The sequence below is a fragment of the Shewanella litoralis genome, assembly GCF_009828585.1.
GTDB lineage: Bacteria > Pseudomonadota > Gammaproteobacteria > Enterobacterales > Shewanellaceae > Shewanella > Shewanella litoralis.
Genome location: NZ_WSRZ01000004.1, coordinates 1 through 19,461, shown reverse-complemented (window position 1 = coordinate 19,461; position 19,461 = coordinate 1). Strand labels below are relative to the sequence as shown.

The window sequence follows — 19,461 nt, the reverse complement described above, 5'->3', positions numbered from 1 at the left end:
ACAAAGCATATTGCGCTTGTAAAGGGCATTTAGGCGTTCGTTTTCTGTTCAATAATCCATTGTTTTTACGCCTAATAATGACTGCGCTATGTTAACGCAACAAAACTGTTTTTATGATCAATTATTGCACTATCTTTGTTTGTTTTGCGCTGATATAGTGCAAGAAGATAGTTTAAAGCGTATGTTTTATATAGTTGTTTTATTGTGTTATATCTAATTAAGATTATGATTTATAATGGTTTATTCTTGTCATTTTTCTGCCATTAATTTGTCGCTATATTGTTACGATTAACTGGCATGATAACTGCTGGAATTAATGCAGTTAATAATCGCGAGGGAAGACAAATATGGGACTGGAGAAGTTGCTGTATTTGCAAGGCGTTGGAGCAGAGTTTATCGATTGTATCGGTAAACTGGTTCACATACCTGCTAAGGATAGGCAGGGTATATTAACCACGATGTTAATACCCACATCATTCAATCAACATCAATGTGATCCGTCCGAATATCCGCATTTACTGACCGAACATAACATGGCTCAACGTATTGAGCAGTTAGATGTCGATCCCTGGTTGGTGCCATTACACCGTTTTCAATGGTGTGAAATCGATAAGCCACACATTGATGTGCAATTACCTGACAATTATCCTTTTGCGTTCAAAGTCACCATTTATGGTGAATGCATAGATACCTTAACGGTGACCGCTCGCTGCCAAGATTGTAATGTCGTCGGTGAATACTATTATGGTGGACAACGTTACTGTCAGTATCGTTTGGTGTTAGACAAACCCAATCTACATTTAGGTTATCATCATATTAGCTTAGCGTTTATTGGTGATTCTACGCGGGTGAACACCTTGTACGGTCAAATTATGCTGGCACCACAAACGGCATATCAAGGTCGCCTCGCGGCGCACTCTCAAGCGCAAAAACAGCTATGGGGCTTAAATGCGCAATTGTATGCCATGCGCAGCGATGAACAATGGGGAATTGGCGATTTTGGTAACCTCGCTGAACTTATTGACTATGCCGCTCACGGCGGAGCCGATTTTATTCTGCTTAATCCACTGCACGCGTTAGACATCAGCCAGCCAGAAAACCCCAGTCCTTATAGTCCGACCGATCGCCGCCGTTTAAATCCTTTGTACATTCAAATTGAAGCGGTTTATGAATATAAAGCGGTGCAAAAAGAGCTCACAACTCAACAGTGGCAACAAAAAAAGCAAGCGTTAAATCAAGCTCAATTGATTAACTATGAAGAAGTACAGCTGCTCAAATACGCAGCGTTTGAAAAGTTGTATCAAATATTTTGTCAGCAACATGTAAAGAATGAAACCGCCAGATATCATGCTTACTTGCATTTTGTTGAACAGGATAAAATTGCATTGATGCAGTTTGTTCATAAAGAGATTGAATTAGCTTCAAAATATTTCACTCAGGAAGAAGGCTTTTATTTGTACTTGCAATTTGTTGCAAGTGAACAATTAGAAGCATGTCAGCTTAACGCAAAACAATGCGGTATGAGCATTGGCCTTATACGTGATTTAGCCGTAGGTGCAGTGAGCCATGGTGCTGAAGTGAGCGCAAATTTAGCGTTGTTTTGTGATAACGCCAGTATTGGTGCACCACCGGATCCCTTTGCAGAGCAAGGGCAAAATTGGGGGTTAACGCCATTTGACCCGGTAAAATTAAAACAACATGATTTTAGCCATTTTATCCAATTAGTGCGCAGTAATATGCAACATTGCGGTGCATTACGCATCGATCATGTTATGGGCTTATTACGTTTATGGTGGTGGCCACTTAATCGCGAGTTAGGCGAAGGCAGTTACGTTTATTACCCGGTTGAAACCCTATTAGCGATTGTGTGTCTTGAAAGCCAACGTGCCCGCTGTGTTGTCATTGGTGAAGATCTTGGCATTGTACCGCCAGAAATTGTATCGCGCTTAGCGCAAGCAGGGGTGTTCTCTAACGAGCTTTTTTACTTTTGCAAAGATTACGATCGCTTTAAATATCCTAAAGATTACAAACATCAAAGTTTAATGATGCTCGCCAATCATGATGTGCCCACCATTAAAGCGTGGTGGACGGGTGATGATCTTAAATTACGACGACAGCTGCAATTAATCGATAACGACGAACGATTACTTCAGGTTTTGCATATTCGTCAGCTTGAAAAACAACAGTTAATTCATTTATTGGTTGAGCTGGGGGCGATTGAACCTGTTGCAGATGACTATATTGATCAAGTTGATTTTGATGTGTTGTTACTGGCGTGGATATCGGTGGCAGCGAGAGGCAATGCACAATTATTCAGTGTGCAATTGAGTGATTTAGTCGCAGATAAACACGGCGTTAATATTCCTGGTACGTGGAAAGAGTTTCCAAACTGGCAACGTCGTTTGCCATTGAGCATTCAACAAATGTCCCAAAGCGTTAAAGTGCAGCAAAGGTTGAATGCAATTAAACAATCAAGACAAGCTAGCGGCCAGCAATTTGCTGCCAATATGTCTTCATCCAACAATTCAGAACAATAATGGATCATTGTATATGACTGTAGCGACTGCATATTTTCATCAAGGTAGCGATATTGCGTTATTAAATGGAGATTACACTGATGTGTTTTCATTGCTTGGCATGCACAGTAGTAGTGACGGCAAAGGATTAATTGTTCGTTGTTATCTACCCGGTGCGATATCGGTCGATGTGATTAGCCTTAAGGATGGCCGTAAAGTAACGAGCCTTGAGCAGCTTAATGAACAGGGTTTATTTGCCGGCAAAATGGGCCGTAGAGTGAAACCTTTTACTTATCAACTGCGGGTACAATTTCCTCTTTGTGAGCAACTGATCAGTGACCCATATCAATTCGACAGTTTATTAGATCCACAAGATGTGTATTTATTTGGTGAAGGTAGCCAGTTACAGGCATACCGTTTTCAAGGCGCTAACTGGCGTGAACATGAAGGTGTCACTGGTGTGCATTTTTGTGTGTGGGCGCCAAATGCAAAAAAAGTCGCATTAATGGGTGATTTTAACGCATGGGATCAAAAACGTCATATTCTGCGTTTTCACCCAGCGAGTGGTTTGTGGGATATTTTTATCGTTGAAGTCGAAGCCGAGCAACATTACAAATTTGCGATTACCGATGAGCATGGTCATGTGGTCGTAAAGTCAGATCCTTATGCCGTATCGATGCAGCCATCGCCACATAACGCCTCTAAAATTCCTTCACCTGCATTATATCAATGGCAAGACGAGCAATGGCTCAAAGAACGTAGCCAAAGCCACAGTCATAATCAGCCAATGTCGATTTATGAGGTGCACTTAGCGTCTTGGCGCAGAACCGGCGAGGAAGGCCAAGAATATACTGATTATGTGCAGTTAATTAACGAGTTGGTGCCCTATGTAAAAGAGATGGGGTTTACCCATTTACAATTGATGCCAATTAGCGAGTTTCCCTTTGACGGTTCATGGGGGTATCAACCCGTAGGTCTGTACGCGCCGACTTATCGGTTTGGTGATGCTAATGGCCTTAAAGCGTTTATTGATGCGTGTCATCAACAAGATATTGCCGTGTTGCTCGACTGGGTACCGGCGCATTATCCTCGCGATCCCCATGGTCTGGTGCGTTTTGATGGCAGTTGTTTATATGAGCATCAAGACCCACGTAAAGGTGAGCACCCTGATTGGGACACGTTAATTTATAACTATGGCCGCGCTGAAGTGCGCAGTTTTTTATACAGTAATGCCTATTATTGGCTCGATGAATTCCATTTTGATGGTCTGCGTTTAGATGCGGTGTCATCGATGTTATACCTTGATTACAGCCGTAATGCTGATCAGTGGGTACCCAATGAATTTGGCGGGCGTGAAAACCTGCAAGCCATTCAATTTTTACAAGAGTTGAATGCACGTATGTACCAGTGTTTTCCGGGTATTAATATGATTGCTGAAGAATCCACCGCATGGCCAGGTGTCACTCAAGCAACTGATCAAAATGGTTTAGGTTTTGGCTTTAAGTGGAATATGGGCTGGATGAATGACACATTACGTTATATCAGCTGCGATCCACTTTACCGTCGTTTTCATCATGGAGAGCTCACATTTAGCTTAGTCTATGCCTTTACCGAACAATTCATTTTATCGTTAAGCCATGATGAAGTAGTGCATGGCAAAGGGTCTTTACTGCACAAAATTCCTGGTGATGACTGGCAAAAATTTGCCACACTACGCACTTACTATGGTTTTATGTGGTCGCATCCAGGTAAAAAACTGCTGTTTATGGGCAATGAGTTTGCTCAACGTAATGAATGGAATCATAACCAAAGCCTTGATTGGCATTTACTTGAATACGCACCGCATCAAGGTATGCAAGATTGGGTTCGTGACCTAAATCAGCTTTACCAACAAACCCCCGCGTTATACGAATGTGACCACCAAAGTGACGGGTTTGCCTGGCTTGATTGCAACAATGCTGACAACAACATTTTGGTTTACTGCCGCTACGCTAAAGCCAAACAGCAACACGCAATCATTGTAGTCAATATGTCACCGCAAGTGCATCACGGCTTCCGACTTGGGCTACCTAGTGCAGGGCAATATACCGAAGCACTCAACAGCGATCACCACTATTACGGTGGCAGTCATGTGATTAATGAAGGCCCATTTGAAACACAAACCACGCCATGGCAGGGTATGGATAACAGTATCGTGATTACTGTTCCCCCTCTAGGTTGTACTATTTTTGTGCCAGAAGCATTCGAACTTGCTGAGTAATATTTGCACTTAAAAGTCTTTAAGCTTATTTATATGTAGGGATTCATTATGGATATGACCAGTGGTTACCCCTATCCTTTAGGGGCAACAATTGATGACAACGGAGTCAACTTTTCGTTGTTTTCAGCCCACGCTACCAAAGTGGTGTTATGTCTATTTGATCCTAGCGGACAAGTTGAAGTAGCACAGTATATTATGCGAGACAGCACCCGCCAAATTTGGCATTGCCATCTTGCGGATGCTAAAGCGGGCTTGTTATATGGTTATCGCGTGTTTGGCCCGTATCAGCCTGAGCTCGGGCATCGATTTAATCATCATAAATTACTACTCGACCCTTACGCAAAAAAATTGGTCGGTGAGGTCATCCAACATCCCGCGTTATATGGCTACGATGTTGACGCCCCTAATGAAGACTTGTCATTTGATACCCAAGACAGCGCGGCTTATATGCCCAAATGTCAGGTGGTCGCGTGTGATTTTGTCGCCGACATTCCCATCGTACCTTTGGCCAATCCATTACATAAAAGTGTGTTATTTGAAACTCATGTAAAAGGGTTTACCAAACAACATCCTCAAATCGATTTCAACGAGCAGGGCACGTTCGCCGGCCTTGCCAGTCAACCTGTCATTGACTACTTACAAAACCTGGGTATTACCTGTGTTGAGTTGTTACCCATACATGGCTTTTTTGACGAACCTTTTTTAACTGAAAAAAGCCTCAACAATTACTGGGGCTACAATAGTATCGCCTTTATGGCTCCACATAGCGGCTATTTAGCCAATAAAAACGGCGATATTGCCGAGTTTAGACACATGGTATCTCGTCTTCATCACGCCGGCATCGAAGTGATACTTGATGTTGTATTTAACCACACAGCAGAGGGAAACCATCTTGGCCCCACATACAGTTTTCGTGGCATAGATAACGCCAGCTATTATCGATTATTGCCCAATGATAAGCGCTTTAACATTAACGACACTGGCTGTGGTAACACCTTCAATTTAAATCATCCCCAAGTGCTTATGTTAGTCATGGACTCATTACGATATTGGGTTGAAGTGATGGGCGTTGATGGTTTTCGTTTTGACCTAGCCAGTTGTCTTGGCCGCGAAGTTTATGGTTTTGACCCTGGAAGCGGTTTTTTTGATGCCATAACTCAAGATCCCGTATTGTGTAAGGTCAAATTGATTGCTGAACCGTGGGATATTGGTCCTGGCGGTTATCAACTGGGTAACTATCCTGTTGCCTTTAGTGAATGGAATGATCGCTACCGTGATGCAATGCGCCGTTTTTGGCGCGGTGACAGCGGCATGTTGCCAGAGTTTGCCAAACGTTTTCATGGTTCTAGTGACTTTTTTGAACACAATGGCCGTGGTCCCTCAGCCAGTATCAACTTTATCACCAGTCATGACGGCTATACCTTGCATGATTTAGTGAGTTATCAGCAACGACATAATCTAGCCAATGGTGAAGAAAATCGCGACGGGCACCAAGAAAATTGCAGTGATAATTACGGTGTTGAAGGTGAAACCAATGACCAAGAAATTAACGCCATTCGTGAACGTCAAAAACGCAATTTACTCACCTGTTTATTGTTGTCTCAGGGTGTGCCAATGTTGCTTGCAGGTGATGAGTCTGGCCAGAGCCAACAAGGTAACAATAACGCCTACTGTCAGGACAATCCGATAGGTTGGTTTGATTGGGATGTGATTGACTGGTCATTGGTGAGCTACACTGCAAAGCTGATTAGCTTACGTAAACGCTTTCCTATGTTATGTCACCAGGCGTTTATTCATAAACCAGAGGCCCTCTTTGACAATGGCCTAGCCTGGTTTAATCGCCAAGGCGAAGTGATGACCAAATCTCATTGGTGCGAACATCATACACGCACACTCAGTGTCATTATTACCGGTAATTTAGGCCATGCCGATATTGGCGCAGGGCCAGAAAGTACCGAAGCCTTATTGCTACTCATCAATGTAGATTATCAATCTCATACGTTTACCTTACCGCAACTCGCTCACCTTAAGCATTGGCACTGTTTATTACACACCCAATCCTCTGAGCCTGCCGTTGATAACAATCAACAAGTGAAGCTAATCGATCGCAGTTTAATATTATTTCATACCGAATTTACCAAGGAGTGATGGATGACCACAGCTAAAGAAAGTGCCGGTGCAAAGAAAGCCCCAACACCACGTAAAAAAAACGCTAAAACTAAAGCTGAGCCTGTCATGGAGACTGCCGTGAAAGGGGACACGTGTGAACCCTGTGATACGTTAGGTGCATCACTTGCGCGGCATATTCGTTACGGTTTATGTCGTGATGATCATGATCCTGAAGAGCTTTTTACCGCAGTGGGTGAAAGTGTAAAAGAACAAATGTTAGATGATTGGCGACAAACGCGGATTAAAGACAACCAATACCAGCAAAAGCAAGTGGCCTACTTATCGCTTGAGTTTTTAATGGGCCGAGCGTTAGGCAATGCGTTATTGAGCTTAAATTTAACCGACGAAGCTAAAGCCGTATTAACTGATTACGCAATAACCTTAGAAGATATTGAACAAGTTGAACATGATGCCGGTTTAGGTAATGGTGGCTTAGGGCGCTTGGCAGCCTGCTTTTTAGACAGTTGTGCCAGCCTTGATTTATCGGTTACAGGTTATGGTATTCGCTATCAATATGGCATGTTTATGCAAAAAATTGTTGACGGTTACCAAATTGAACAACCCGATCGTTGGTTACGTCATGGTAATCCATGGGAAGTCAGGATTGCCCATAAAATTGTTACTGTGCCATTTTTTGGGCATACCGAAAATTATGTGGATAAACACGGACGCCGGCATCATGTATGGACAGACACCCAAAATGTATTGGCAGTACCTTACGACGTGCCTATTCCCGGGTTTAATAATGGCCGGATCAATACGCTACGGTTATGGAAAGCAGAAGCAAACGATGAGTTTGACTTAGCCGAATTTAATGAAGGTGATTATGCTGAAGCGGTTGCCACCAAAAATTTGGCTGAGCAAATCACCATGGTGTTGTATCCAAATGATGCCAGTGTGAATGGTAAAGAGCTTAGATTAAGGCAACAGTATTTTTTATCGTCAGCCAGTTTACAAGATTTGTTAGCGCGTTATGTTGCCCATTATGGCAAAGATTTCAACCAATTTAGCCAGCATAATGTTTTGCAGCTTAACGATACACACCCAAGTATTGCGGTGCCTGAGCTCATGCGCCTACTACTCGACCAATACGAACTCACCTGGGATGAAGCCTGGGCTATTACGAGTCAGTCTATGGCCTACACTAATCACACTCTACTGCCTGAAGCGTTAGAGCGATGGTCAGTGCCGATGATGAAATACATGTTGCCACGTATTGTTGAAATCATTTTTGAAATCAACTCACGTTATCTTGAACAAGTGGCACATCACTGGCCTGGAAACATTGAAAAATTGACGAGTATGTCAATTATTGAAGAAGGACCAGAGCAACACATCAGAATGGCCTACCTTGCCATCGTCGCGAGTTTTTCTGTCAATGGCGTAGCGGGTTTACATACGCAATTATTAAAAGACGGTCTCTTTAGTGATTTTTACCAATTATGGCCAGAGAAATTTAATAATAAAACCAATGGTGTTACCCCAAGGCGTTGGCTTGCGTATTGTAATCCGAAGTTGGCAGACTTAATTACTCGTCGCTTAGGCAAAGAGTGGATCACCGATTTATCACGACTTTCCGCCTTAAATGCCTTTACCAGCGATAAAGTGTTTGTGAAGGAATGGGCTGAAATTAAGCTTGCGAATAAACAAGCGTTAAGTGAATTTGTATATCAGGAGTGCGGGGTTAAATTTGACCCAAGCATGATGTTTGATGTGCAGGTTAAGCGCATTCACGAATATAAGCGCCAACTGTTAAATATTTTGCATGTGATTCATTTGTACCGCCGTATTTTAAATGGCGATACCGAAGGCATGGTGCCGCGCTGTGTATTAATTGGCGGTAAAGCGGCGCCGGGTTATGCCATGGCGAAACAAATCATCAAATTAGCCAACAATGTTGCCCATATGGTCAATTCAGATCCATTAGTGACGCCTTATCTGCGGATGGCATTTTTACCAAACTATAATGTCAGTGCAATGGAAAAAATTTGTCCTGGTACCGATTTATCTGAACAAATTTCTACCGCAGGTAAAGAAGCCTCGGGCACAGGTAACATGAAATTTATGATGAACGGCGCATTGACCATTGGTACGTTAGATGGCGCAAACATTGAAATGTTAGAAGAGGTGGGGCACGAAAACTTCTTCCTGTTTGGTTTAGACGCTGCTCAGGTTGCACAAGCCAAAGTGAATTATCAACCACAACAAATAATTGCTCAATCTGAAGCCCTCAGTGGGGTAATGAGCATGCTTAAAAGTGGTCACTTTAATTTGGTCGAGCCGGGTATTTTTGATCATATTATTGCTTCAATTATCGACCCATACGATCAATGGATGACCGCAGCAGATTTTGACAGTTACCGTATTGCACAAGAAAAAGTCGCGCAAACCTATTTAGACCAGGACACCTGGCAACAAATCAGTATCAGAAACAGCGCCGCCAGTGGCCGTTTCTCTAGTGATAACACCATCGCGGGCTACCGCGACGATATCTGGATGAAAAAGTAAACTTAAAACCGATAGTGTTCGCACCGCGAAATACACACAGTAAACGTGGATATATGCTTAATAATCGTGGCTTTTGATTAAAAGCCGAATGGAGTCTGTTTATGAGTAATGTTCGTTATATTAGTAATTTAACCCGTGATACCTATGCAATTATTCTTGCAGGTGGCCGTGGTTCGCGTTTGTATGAGTTAACCGATTGGCGTGCAAAGCCTGCGTTGTACTTTGGGGGTAAATTTCGAATTATTGATTTTCCGCTATCAAACTGTATTAACTCAGGCATTCGTCGTGTGGGTGTGGTGACACAATATAAATCTCACTCATTAATACGTCATATCACACGTGGTTGGGGCCACTTTAAAAAAGAGTTGGGTGAATCGGTTGAAATTTTGCCGGCTTCACAACAAACATCAGGTAATTGGTATCAAGGGACTGCCGATGCCGTGTTTCAAAATATTGATATTATTCGTCATGAAATCCCAAAATACGTGATGATTTTATCCGGCGATCATGTTTATCGTATGGATTATGCCGGTTTATTGGCTGCACATGCAGAGTCGGGTGCCGATATGACGGTATGTTGTTTAGAAACGCCGATCGCTGAAGCCGCTGGGGCATTTGGGGTAATGGAAGTCGATGAAAATATGCGGGTGATTGGTTTTCAAGAAAAACCTGCTCACCCAAAACCGACACCCAATGACCCTGAAAAGTGTTTAGCATCAATGGGTAATTATGTATTTAATACTAAATTTTTGTTTGATCAATTAAAAAAAGATGCCGCTAACGCAGACTCTGATCGCGATTTTGGTAAAGACATTATTCCATCCATTATTGAACAATTTAATGTATTCGCTTTTCCATTTACCAGCGCGGTACCTGAGCAGCCTGCATACTGGCGAGATGTGGGTACCCTTGACTCATTTTTCCAGGCGAATATGGAGCTATTGTCACCTACGCCACAGCTCAATTTATATGATGCAAAATGGCCTATTTGGACTTATCAGGAACAATTACCACCAGCTAAATTTGTCTTTGATGATGACGACCGCCGTGGGATGGCTGTTGACTCTATCGTGTCAGGTGGTTGTATTATTTCTGGTGCAAAAGTTAAACGCAGCGTATTGTTCGATGAAGTGCGTGTATGTTCTTACTCATCGGTTAAAGATTCGGTACTACTGCCAGACGTTGTGGTATTAAAACATTGCAACATTCAAAATGCGATTATCGACCGAGGTTGTATCATTCCTGAAGGCACCGTCATTGGACATAATCAAGAGCACGATAAAGCTCGAGGATTTAGAGTGTCAGAGAAAGGTATTACCCTGGTGACCCGCAAAATGCTTGGTTTACCCGAAGGTTACTAATAAGGAACCCTGAATGACCCAAAAAAATGTCAACCGCGTTTTGCTGGTGGCAGCAGAAAACGATGCATTGTATGGGGCGAAAGTTGGCGGGATGGCGGATGTAATCCGTGATCTACCGCCAGCATTAGCACAATGCGGAGTCACTGCTGATGTTGCAATGCCAAATTATGGTTTTTTGGCTGCTTACTACCATGCGAAGCATTTTGCTAATATTTCGTTAGATTTTGCTGGATCAAAACACACTGTTAAAGTGTTTTGCATGCCAAGACCCTCACATAAATCGAATATCTCTGCCATGAGTAGTATGTCAGATGCAGATTTACAGCCTCAGCAGCTGCAAACTAATCCGCCTATGGTGTATCTATTTGACCATCCATTATTTAATCATAATGGCCAAGTGTATTGTAATGGTGCTCATGATCGTCCATTTGCAGAAGATGCAACCAAATTTGCCTTGTTTTCGCTCAGCGTTGCTACGTGTTTAGTCGACAATATTTTACCGCGTTATGATGTGCTTCATTTACATGATTGGCATGCTGCCATGGTGGCAATGCTCAGAAAATGTGTCGATTACTTTGATAGCCTCAATTCAATGGTGTGTATTTACACTATTCACAATTTGGCCTTGCAAGGCGTTCGGCCTTTTAGTGGTGATTATTCATCGTTTCAAGCTTGGTTTCCGCAATATGCGAGTCAGCTTAAACCTGTCGCTAACCAAAGTATTTACGACCCGCGTTATTCCAATTGCATTAACCCAATGCGTATGGGGATTGTATTGAGTGATAAAGTGCATTTAGTGTCACCGACTTATGCCCAAGAGGTATTATTGCCGTCCGATCATCAAAAGGGCTTTTTTGGCGGTGAAGGATTAGAAGCCGATTTAGCGCTTAAAGCTGAGCATCAACAATTAATCGGCATTATTAATGGCTGTATGTATGACGACAGTCCGCACGCGGTAACCGCGGCAGAAAACACAGTATTGGATTTACTCACGTTAGCTGAAAATGCCGTTTTATCATGGCAAGCAAAAGTAGAGCATGTGTCGGTGTTAGACAGCATTGCATTATCACGCATTTCACAATTAAAACTGGCAAATAGTTTGGCTGAAAAAGCTGCTCAAACACCATTTTTATTGACCTCTGTCGGCCGCTTAACAGAGCAAAAAGTGCTGCTATTGCTACAACCCTATGACAGCCCTAATGGCCAATCTGATATCACCGTACTTGAAGCATTGCTGCAAGCATTTAAGCAACTGCAACCTAATGGGGTATTATTGTTGTTAGGCAGTGGTGACGATCAAATTGCCAAGGATTTGCAAACGGTCGCGGCGCGATTTGATAATCTGGTATTTATGCACGGTTATGATGAATTATTGTCTGAGCGTTTATATCAACAAGGTGATTTGTTTTTAATGCCAAGCTCATTTGAGCCTTGTGGAATTAGCCAAATGCTGGCGATGCGCGCAGGGCAGCCATGTTTAGTGCATGCTGTGGGTGGGCTCAAAGATACCATTGAAGACAATGTCAGTGGTTGGGCATTTACGGGTGCATCTTTACCAGAGCAAAGTGAAGCATTGGTTGAGCGCTTTAGACAAGTGCTGGCTTTGTACGGTACACCGACATGGCGAAAGGTGGCGAAAAATGCGGCTAAACAACGATTCACTTGGGACAGTGTTGCGAAAGACTATATTGAGAAACTCTATCGGCTCTAGGTTATAAACATTACTGAAACATAACCTTAAAAACAGCTAAATAAAAAGCACCGACGCATCGGTGCTTTTTCGTTTTAACCTAATCTCAAAGTGAGTTTAGTAAGTGTAACGTAGATCTAAGTAGTAATAACCGCCGTTAAATCCAAATGGTGTATTGGTTAATGGGTAAACAAAAATACCATTGAAGTTATTGTCTTCAGGACGTTTCTCTGGGTAGGTATCAAACAGATTTTGCACACCAAGTGTTACCGCAAGTGAATCAGTGGCTTGATAACGGGTACTTAAGTCTGTGGTCCATTTGGCATCGTATTCCACTTCACTTGACGAATAACCTACCGTGTAATCACCAAAATAGCTGAAACGTAAGTTAGTGGTAAAGTCATCATAATGATGGGTAAAACCAATGTTACCAGAATGCTTAGAGGTCGCTTCTGTCATACGAATTTCTTCGATGCGATCAAATAATTCACTTTCTAAACTATCCAGAATAGTCGGTAAATTAACTGACTTAATTTCGGTTTCTTTGTATGAATAAGCAAGGTTAGCTGACACATCACCAAACTGACCGAGGTCAAATTGTTGCGTCATAACCAAATCAACACCCTGGGTTTCAGTGTCTACTGCGTTCATAAAGAAACGCGCAGATTCTGCATTGGTGCCAGCAAGTGCTGCAGCAATAACAGGTGAGCTTTCTTGATCAACAGAGCCAGACAAAATAATCCGATCATCAACATTAATTTGATAAGCATCTAATGTCGCCGTAAAACCATTGTCGCCGTTGTACACTAAACCTGCACTGTAAGAGTGTGAGATTTCAGCTTTAAGATCAGGGATCTCTAACGCTTCTTTAATTGGCGATAACTGGTTAAAGGTACCTGATTCACGCGGTACAAATTCGCCAGTGACTGGATCTGGGTCAAAAAAGGTCGAGACGTTGGTAAAGTATAACTGTTGCACGCTTGGTGCACGGAAACCTGTGTCAGTGGTTAAACGAAACGCTAACTTATCGGTCAAATCATAACGACCCGACAATTTCCAGCTGGTGTTACTGCCAAAGTCTGAATAGTCTTCGTAACGTATCGCCGCCGCCCAATAAAAGTCGCTGGTTAATTGGTTCTCTAGTTCGATGTATAACCCCATGTTTGTGCGGTCTTCATCGACTTCAGACTCTTTGGTAAAACCACCAAAGCCCTGGCTACCACCGGCTTTATTTTCGTAGTCACCTAAAATATAGGACTCTTCTTGACCCGCTTCAATTTCATATCCGCTTTCACGGAAGGTCACACCGGTAGCGACCATGATTTCTGAATCATTATAAAAATCATAATAGCTTGATGCATCTAAGGTGAGATTTAACTCACTGTTAGACAGCGTACCTGCATAAAAATCAGTTGGACTTGTTGGGCCTAAAGAAGCATTTATGGTGTTTTCAACGTTATATTCAAAGCTATTGCTACCATAGCCAGCAGATGCATCAATGGTCCATTTTCCGATTTCAAAGTCGTAACCGACTAAGAAAGAAAAATCGATAATTTCTGGGCTAATTTGTGGTAAATAACCATCAGGGTACACTTCAATGATGTTACGCGAATCTAACGCGCGACGGTAAAAAGCACCTGAGGTTGATTCGCGTTGGCTTACGCCACCAAAAGCATAAACTTTACTGGTGTCATTAATGGCTTGTTCAGCATTAACAAATAAACCATAGTTATCGTAATCGCTGTCGCCTACATGGTGGTTTTGACGGTCAAAGGTTTCTTCACGAGGGTCTAAACTGCCATCAGCTAGCGTTGGGTACTGTTGACGAGAATCTAAACCGGCGCGGTTGGTTGAATTCTTTTGATGTGCTTCTAATGATACATTAACAAAGCCGTCGTCACTGATACTAAAGCCCTGGTTAACACCCACACGTACTTGCTCGCCATCACCTTCATAGGTTTGGCCAACTTGAGTTGAAATGCTGCCGCCTTCGTCGCTGTCTTTGAGTACAACGTTAATCACACCGGCAATGGCATCTGAGCCATAAAGTGCTGATGCGCCATCACGCAAAATTTCGATGCGCTTAATCGCAGTCATTGGGATGGCATTTAAATCAACGTTAGAAGAGCCTTTACCGACAGTGCCCGACAAATGAACTAACGCAGAACCATGGCGACGTTTACCGTTAACTAACACTAAAGTATGGTCCGGTGACATGCCACGAAGACTAGCCGGGCGAACCGCATCACTGCCATCAGTAATGGATGAAAACGGAAAACTGTAGCTAGGTGCAGCAAACTGCAGCGCTTTTGCGGTTTCGGTAATCCCGGTCGCTTCAAGTTGCTCAGAGGTAATAATATCAACAGGTGTTGGGCTGTCAGTTGCTGTGCGCAGGGCAATACGTGAACCAATGACCTGAATACGCTCAAGATTGAGACCTTCCTCTTCAGCCATAGCGGCTGGGGCGGAAATACTGGCGATGACCGCCAAAGATACGAGACTTTTATACATTAGCAATCCTGCGATAACGTTAATAGAAATTATGTAACATTATAGATCAGTTTTGCTGGAGTTTAGATCTGTTTAATATATGGTGAGTTAGTTTAATACGGCATATGTAATGACACACAGGTATAGTGAAATTTACTAATGCAAACAGTTTGTTAATTTATTTTTTAAAACAAATAAAAACACCTGTTAAATTTAACAGGTGTTTAACAATGTGGCCGGTGTCGCTCACGCTAATAGATTAGCTAGGCAAACTTGCCTGGTGAGCTTTAATAAATTTATCCATCGTCTGTTCGGCTCGTTGTTGCGCAGCGGCCCAAGTGTCAGTTGTTGTCATGGTTTCAACGACTTCGTAATAACACTTAATTTTAGGTTCAGTGCCTGAGGGTCTTACGATGACTCTGGCACCATTTTCTAAGCAGTAAATCAATACATCACTTTTAGGTAAGTCAATGACCGCAGTAGAACCATCGGAAAATGTCCGTAAAGACTGTCTTAGATCATCGCTTGACGTTACCGCCAAACCGGCAATACTGACTGGTGGTTGTTGGCGTAAATGCTCACCAATGTTTGGCGTATCAGGTTTTAGGGCAATACTGACTTGCGCATTAAGGTGAAAGCCATGTTGACGGTAAATTTGTTCTAGCTTGTCCCACACAGTTTGATTTTTAGTGGCTAATTCAGCGCACAACTGTGCAAACGCGACTAATGCAGATAAGCCATCTTTATCCCACACCATGCTGCCCACGGTATAACCCAGCGCTTCTTCATAAGCGAACAAGAATTGGTTATCAGCCTCGCATTTGTTTATTCCTACATTCATCAACCATTTAAAGCCGGTGAGAGTGGTATAACATGTTGCTTGCATCGATTGTGCAACTTTAGACAACAAACTTGATGACACGATGGTGGTGCCCACCAGGCGTTGGTGAGCTGGGGCGTGTGATAATAAATACTCGCCAAACAATACGCCGACTTGATCGCCTGTCAGCATTTTATAGTCGTTTTCAGCGGTACGCACTGCCACAGCAAAACGGTCGGCATCAGGATCGTTGGCACATGCAAGCATGGCTTGATGCTTTTTTGCTTCAGCAATGACTAAATCCATTGCGCCTTTCTCTTCAGGATTAGGGAAATTTACCGTAGGGAAATCGCCGTCCGGTTCACGTTGTGCCGCGACAGAATAAACTTGGGTAAACCCTGCATCTTTTAATACGGCTTCAGCCATGTCGGCGCCCACACCATGCATGGCGGTATACGCTAAGCTTACCGGTTGGGTATTAGCATGTTGTTGCAATACACTCGATGTATGAATGCCTTCGCGGTAGGTGTGGTAAAAATCATCTTCAAGCCAAATCAACTTAGCTTGTTTCTGGGCATCATCGAGCGAGATAAACGGGATACTTTGGCTGGCGGCATGTTGAATTTGCGCGGCAATACCTGAGTCATGTGGTGGAATAATTTGCGCACCATTTTCCCAATACACTTTATAACCATTGTATTGTGGTGGGTTGTGGCTTGCTGTCACCACAATGCCAGCGGCGGCGTTAAAGTGTTTTACTCCAAAGGCCACCAATGGAGTGGCGGCAACCCGAGTGGTTAACCGAACGGTTATGCCCATTGCAGTCAGCACGCTGGCAGCATCGTGAGCAAATGCGTACGAATCATGACGACCGTCATAGCCAATAATCACGCCTCGACTGGCCGCATCATTAATTTGTGCTAGTAAATAGGCACCTAGACCTGCCGTTGTTTGTCTAACAACGAGGCGATTCATTCCCATTGGGCCTGGGCCCACTTCACCACGAAGTCCTGCGGTGCCAAAGGCTAAACGACCTGAAAACATGGCGGTTAAAGCTGTTTCGTCTTGATTGTCGAGTAATGTTTGTAATTGAGCTTGAGTGCTAGGATCGGGGTCTTGTTGTAACCATTGATGAATTTGATGCTGTAAGTGGGTATTCATGATCAACCTCATTGATAATCATTTTCAATTGCTGCATTAACAGTAGAAAAATAACGGCATAAGAACAAGTAAAATTACGATATTTACTGGGTAAATAACCAAATCAATACATATTAATAACCTATTAATGCCATTAATATACGACCGTGAAGAGGGGATCAGTCATATAAAAAAACGCGCACTACTGAGTAATACGCGTTTGTTGCCCTAAAGCTGTCTTAAAGCACTTAACTAATAGTATGTTATGGCTTTTATTGTTTAAGCTTTTGGAAAGTTCTGTGGGAAAAAAGCCCGTTTTGCCTCATCATCAAATTCGCCTTTAAAGGCAACATCTTTTCCAAAGTTACGAGCCGTTTCAATTGCAGGGCGTGCACTTACGCTGTCAAACCAACGTTGTAAATTAGGGTATGGTGCTAAACCTTCCTCACCAAGCACAACCGTTGCTTTATCAATCCAGCCCCAGGCTGATACATCTGCAATGGTGTATTCATCACCGACTAGGTATTCACGACTTGCTAAATGATCGTTTAATACTTCGTAATGGCGCTGTGCTTCACGTAAATAACGGTTAGTGGCATAGGCGATTTTTTCAGGAGCATGGTGTCTAAAATGAACGGATTGACCAGAAAAAGGACCCAGGCCAGTGGCAATAAACATTAACCACGACAACAACTCACCGCGATCTTCTGCTTTACCCAAAAGCTGACCCGTTTTTTCTGCAAGGTATAATAATATTGCGTTTGAATCGAATACTCTTACGCCATTGTCATCAATAGCAGGGGTTTTTGCATTCGGGTTAATCGCTTTAAATTCAGCAGTATGTTGCTCTCCTTTAAGAGTATCTACAGGCACAAGCTCGAACGGTAAACCGGTCTCAGCAAGGAACAATGCAACTTTCATTGGGTTTGGGCCTGGGTGGAAATAAAACTTAAGCATGGGTCACTCCTTTTCTGTTAAGAATGATATTGAAACAGATTTTGAGTGAATGCTCAAGTTGTATTTGAGCGAATGGTCAATTATTGCATTAAGGAGTTATCGATGCTCGGTCATCTATTTTTGTTGGAGAGGGTAGATTCTCAATGTATCCCAAATAGCCTTGAATGATACGTGCCCAAGGCTATTTGTGATGTTATTGCTTGTTAACTTGAGATAACAAATCAAGCACCTTTTGCTGGCCAAAAGTTTGTGCAAATTGTTCAGCGGTTTGTCCCGCTTTATTTTGATGGTTATTGTCGCAATCAAGTGACACTAAGGTTTTCGCAATGTTGAACTCGCCTCTAAAGATTGCGGCCATTAATGCCGTGTTACCGCGGTTATCTTCTAAACATGCATTAGCTCCCAATGATAATAAGGCTGTAACCGTGCTTGTATTGCCGTGATAAGTGGCAATCATCAGCGCGGTATAACCTTTTTCATTGTAGCTATCGATAGGAATACCAGCATTCACAAATTGTTCAATAATTTCAGTGTCATTGGTTCGTGCTGCAGCAAAATAATAATTCAGTAAGCTCTGATATTGTTGTGCTGTTGACTGCTCAGTGTTTGATGCGCTGGTATCAATTTCGTTAGCTTGGCCAGTTAAGCTAATGCTGACCAGCAATATAAATAAAAGTATTCTCATAATCTGTCCATTCATCGTTTGATAACGTTATTTAACTCGAGCTCAGGTTATTTAACACTTAGGCGATAGTGTCTAGGCAATATGGTTTGATAAATGTTGTGAGATAGTCATCTTTTGCAGGTACCAATGCCGCGTAATCAACATTTGGTGCTCTATTAAAAACAACTCATCTCACAACTTATCGAATGTTACATACCGCTATTTACTGTATTACAGCTTGCTGGCAATTTGTTTGACTAAATCGATATCACCACCAACTGATTTTGTTAAACGAGTACCGTAATCAACATCTGCCTTATAGAAGTGGCTTAGCATTTTGTGTTTCACATCCTTGTTTTGCACCTTTGACAAATCGCCCGCTAAATTACTGATTAAGTTTGTCTGCTCTTGCTTAGTGAAACCGCGATATAACACTCCGGCTTGCTCAAAGTTTTGCTGTTTCTTAATTGCTGCTTGCTGTACGTAGCCTTTAAGTTCAGTTTGGCTTCTGCGTGCAATTGGGTCTTCAACCACATTTTCATGACTAGGTTGATAATTCACGTTGCTTGTCGTACTGCCATAATTCATTGCGCCATCTTGATTGTAATTAACCACGTCAACTTTTGTGCGGTTAATTGGCAGCTGTTGATGGTTAGCCCCTAAACGGTACATTTGTGTATCAGAATACGAAAATATTCGACCTTGAAGTAATTTATCTTCAGAAGGTTCAATACCCGGGATGATATTGGCTGGTGCCATTGCAGGGCGGGATTAAGCTTTGTTAAATCTTTTAACCAAAGAAAATCTCGCTCCTAAAATCACCATTCCATGCTGCCTTTCTTATTTTGGTTGGTTTACTGGCTTTTAGCGGATGCTGCTCTAAAAG

At 42.6% G+C, this 19,461-nt stretch carries 10 protein-coding genes and 1 pseudogene; 6 read left to right on the top strand and 5 right to left on the bottom strand.

The window, feature by feature from the left end; all coding sequences use genetic code 11:
• Window positions 1-347 precede the first annotated feature (347 nt).
• The 6 genes from malQ to GQA99_RS05050 all read left to right on the top strand — a co-directional run bounded on the left by malQ (window position 348) and on the right by GQA99_RS05050 (window position 12,525).
• Window positions 348-2,537: a 4-alpha-glucanotransferase gene (gene malQ, locus GQA99_RS05075; RefSeq protein ID WP_160052821.1), complete on the top strand. Its 2,190-nt coding sequence runs from the start codon at window positions 348-350 to the stop codon at window positions 2,535-2,537.
• Between the two features lie 13 nt (window positions 2,538-2,550).
• Window positions 2,551-4,776: a 1,4-alpha-glucan branching protein GlgB gene (glgB, locus tag GQA99_RS05070; protein ID WP_160052820.1), complete on the top strand. Its 2,226-nt coding sequence runs from the start codon at window positions 2,551-2,553 to the stop codon at window positions 4,774-4,776.
• Window positions 4,777-4,824: 48 nt separating this feature from the next.
• Window positions 4,825-6,924, top strand: coding sequence for a glycogen debranching protein GlgX (gene glgX, locus GQA99_RS05065; protein WP_160052819.1), 2,100 nt, complete (start codon window positions 4,825-4,827; stop codon window positions 6,922-6,924).
• Window positions 6,925-6,927: 3 nt separating this feature from the next.
• Complete coding sequence (locus tag GQA99_RS05060) at window positions 6,928-9,453, top strand: glycogen/starch/alpha-glucan phosphorylase (RefSeq protein ID WP_170293508.1); 2,526 nt, start codon at window positions 6,928-6,930, stop codon at window positions 9,451-9,453.
• 101 nt (window positions 9,454-9,554) lie between these two features.
• The gene (gene glgC, locus GQA99_RS05055) at window positions 9,555-10,814 is read left to right on the top strand and encodes a glucose-1-phosphate adenylyltransferase (protein ID WP_160052818.1); all 1,260 of its coding nucleotides are present in this window, start codon (window positions 9,555-9,557) and stop codon (window positions 10,812-10,814) included.
• Between the two features lie 13 nt (window positions 10,815-10,827).
• On the top strand, window positions 10,828-12,525 hold the full coding sequence (locus GQA99_RS05050) for a glycogen synthase (RefSeq protein ID WP_160052817.1): 1,698 nt from the start codon (window positions 10,828-10,830) through the stop codon (window positions 12,523-12,525).
• A gap of 96 nt (window positions 12,526-12,621) precedes the next feature.
• Here GQA99_RS05050 and GQA99_RS05045 read toward each other — a convergent pair whose 3' ends face one another.
• The 5 genes and pseudogenes from GQA99_RS05045 to GQA99_RS05025 form a co-directional block, all read right to left on the bottom strand.
• On the bottom strand, window positions 12,622-15,015 hold the full coding sequence (locus GQA99_RS05045) for a TonB-dependent receptor plug domain-containing protein (protein WP_160052816.1): 2,394 nt from the start codon (window positions 15,013-15,015) through the stop codon (window positions 12,622-12,624).
• A 238-nt stretch (window positions 15,016-15,253) separates the two neighbouring features.
• A complete protein-coding gene (locus tag GQA99_RS05040) occupies window positions 15,254-16,975 on the bottom strand; it encodes a phospho-sugar mutase (RefSeq protein ID WP_160052815.1) in 1,722 nt (573 codons plus the stop codon).
• Window positions 16,976-17,233: 258 nt separating this feature from the next.
• Complete coding sequence (locus GQA99_RS05035) at window positions 17,234-17,911, bottom strand: glutathione S-transferase family protein (protein ID WP_160052814.1); 678 nt, start codon at window positions 17,909-17,911, stop codon at window positions 17,234-17,236.
• Window positions 17,912-18,104: 193 nt separating this feature from the next.
• On the bottom strand, window positions 18,105-18,596 hold the full coding sequence (locus GQA99_RS05030; RefSeq protein ID WP_160052813.1) for an ankyrin repeat domain-containing protein: 492 nt from the start codon (window positions 18,594-18,596) through the stop codon (window positions 18,105-18,107).
• A gap of 210 nt (window positions 18,597-18,806) precedes the next feature.
• Window positions 18,807-19,337, bottom strand: a pseudogene (locus GQA99_RS05025) (catalase); the annotation flags it as partial.
• Window positions 19,338-19,461: the final 124 nt, after the last annotated feature.

Coding starts and splice junctions, on each gene's coding strand:
- glgX (WP_160052819.1), top strand. CDS start 4,825: ATGGATATGACCAGTGGTTACCCCTATCCTTTAGGGGCAACAATTGAT.
- malQ (WP_160052821.1), top strand. CDS start 348: ATGGGACTGGAGAAGTTGCTGTATTTGCAAGGCGTTGGAGCAGAGTTT.
- GQA99_RS05035 (WP_160052814.1), bottom strand. CDS start 17,911: ATGCTTAAGTTTTATTTCCACCCAGGCCCAAACCCAATGAAAGTTGCA.
- glgB (WP_160052820.1), top strand. CDS start 2,551: ATGACTGTAGCGACTGCATATTTTCATCAAGGTAGCGATATTGCGTTA.
- GQA99_RS05040 (WP_160052815.1), bottom strand. CDS start 16,975: ATGAATACCCACTTACAGCATCAAATTCATCAATGGTTACAACAAGAC.
- GQA99_RS05045 (WP_160052816.1), bottom strand. CDS start 15,015: ATGTATAAAAGTCTCGTATCTTTGGCGGTCATCGCCAGTATTTCCGCC.
- GQA99_RS05050 (WP_160052817.1), top strand. CDS start 10,828: ATGACCCAAAAAAATGTCAACCGCGTTTTGCTGGTGGCAGCAGAAAAC.
- GQA99_RS05060 (WP_170293508.1), top strand. CDS start 6,928: ATGACCACAGCTAAAGAAAGTGCCGGTGCAAAGAAAGCCCCAACACCA.
- GQA99_RS05030 (WP_160052813.1), bottom strand. CDS start 18,596: ATGAGAATACTTTTATTTATATTGCTGGTCAGCATTAGCTTAACTGGC.
- glgC (WP_160052818.1), top strand. CDS start 9,555: ATGAGTAATGTTCGTTATATTAGTAATTTAACCCGTGATACCTATGCA.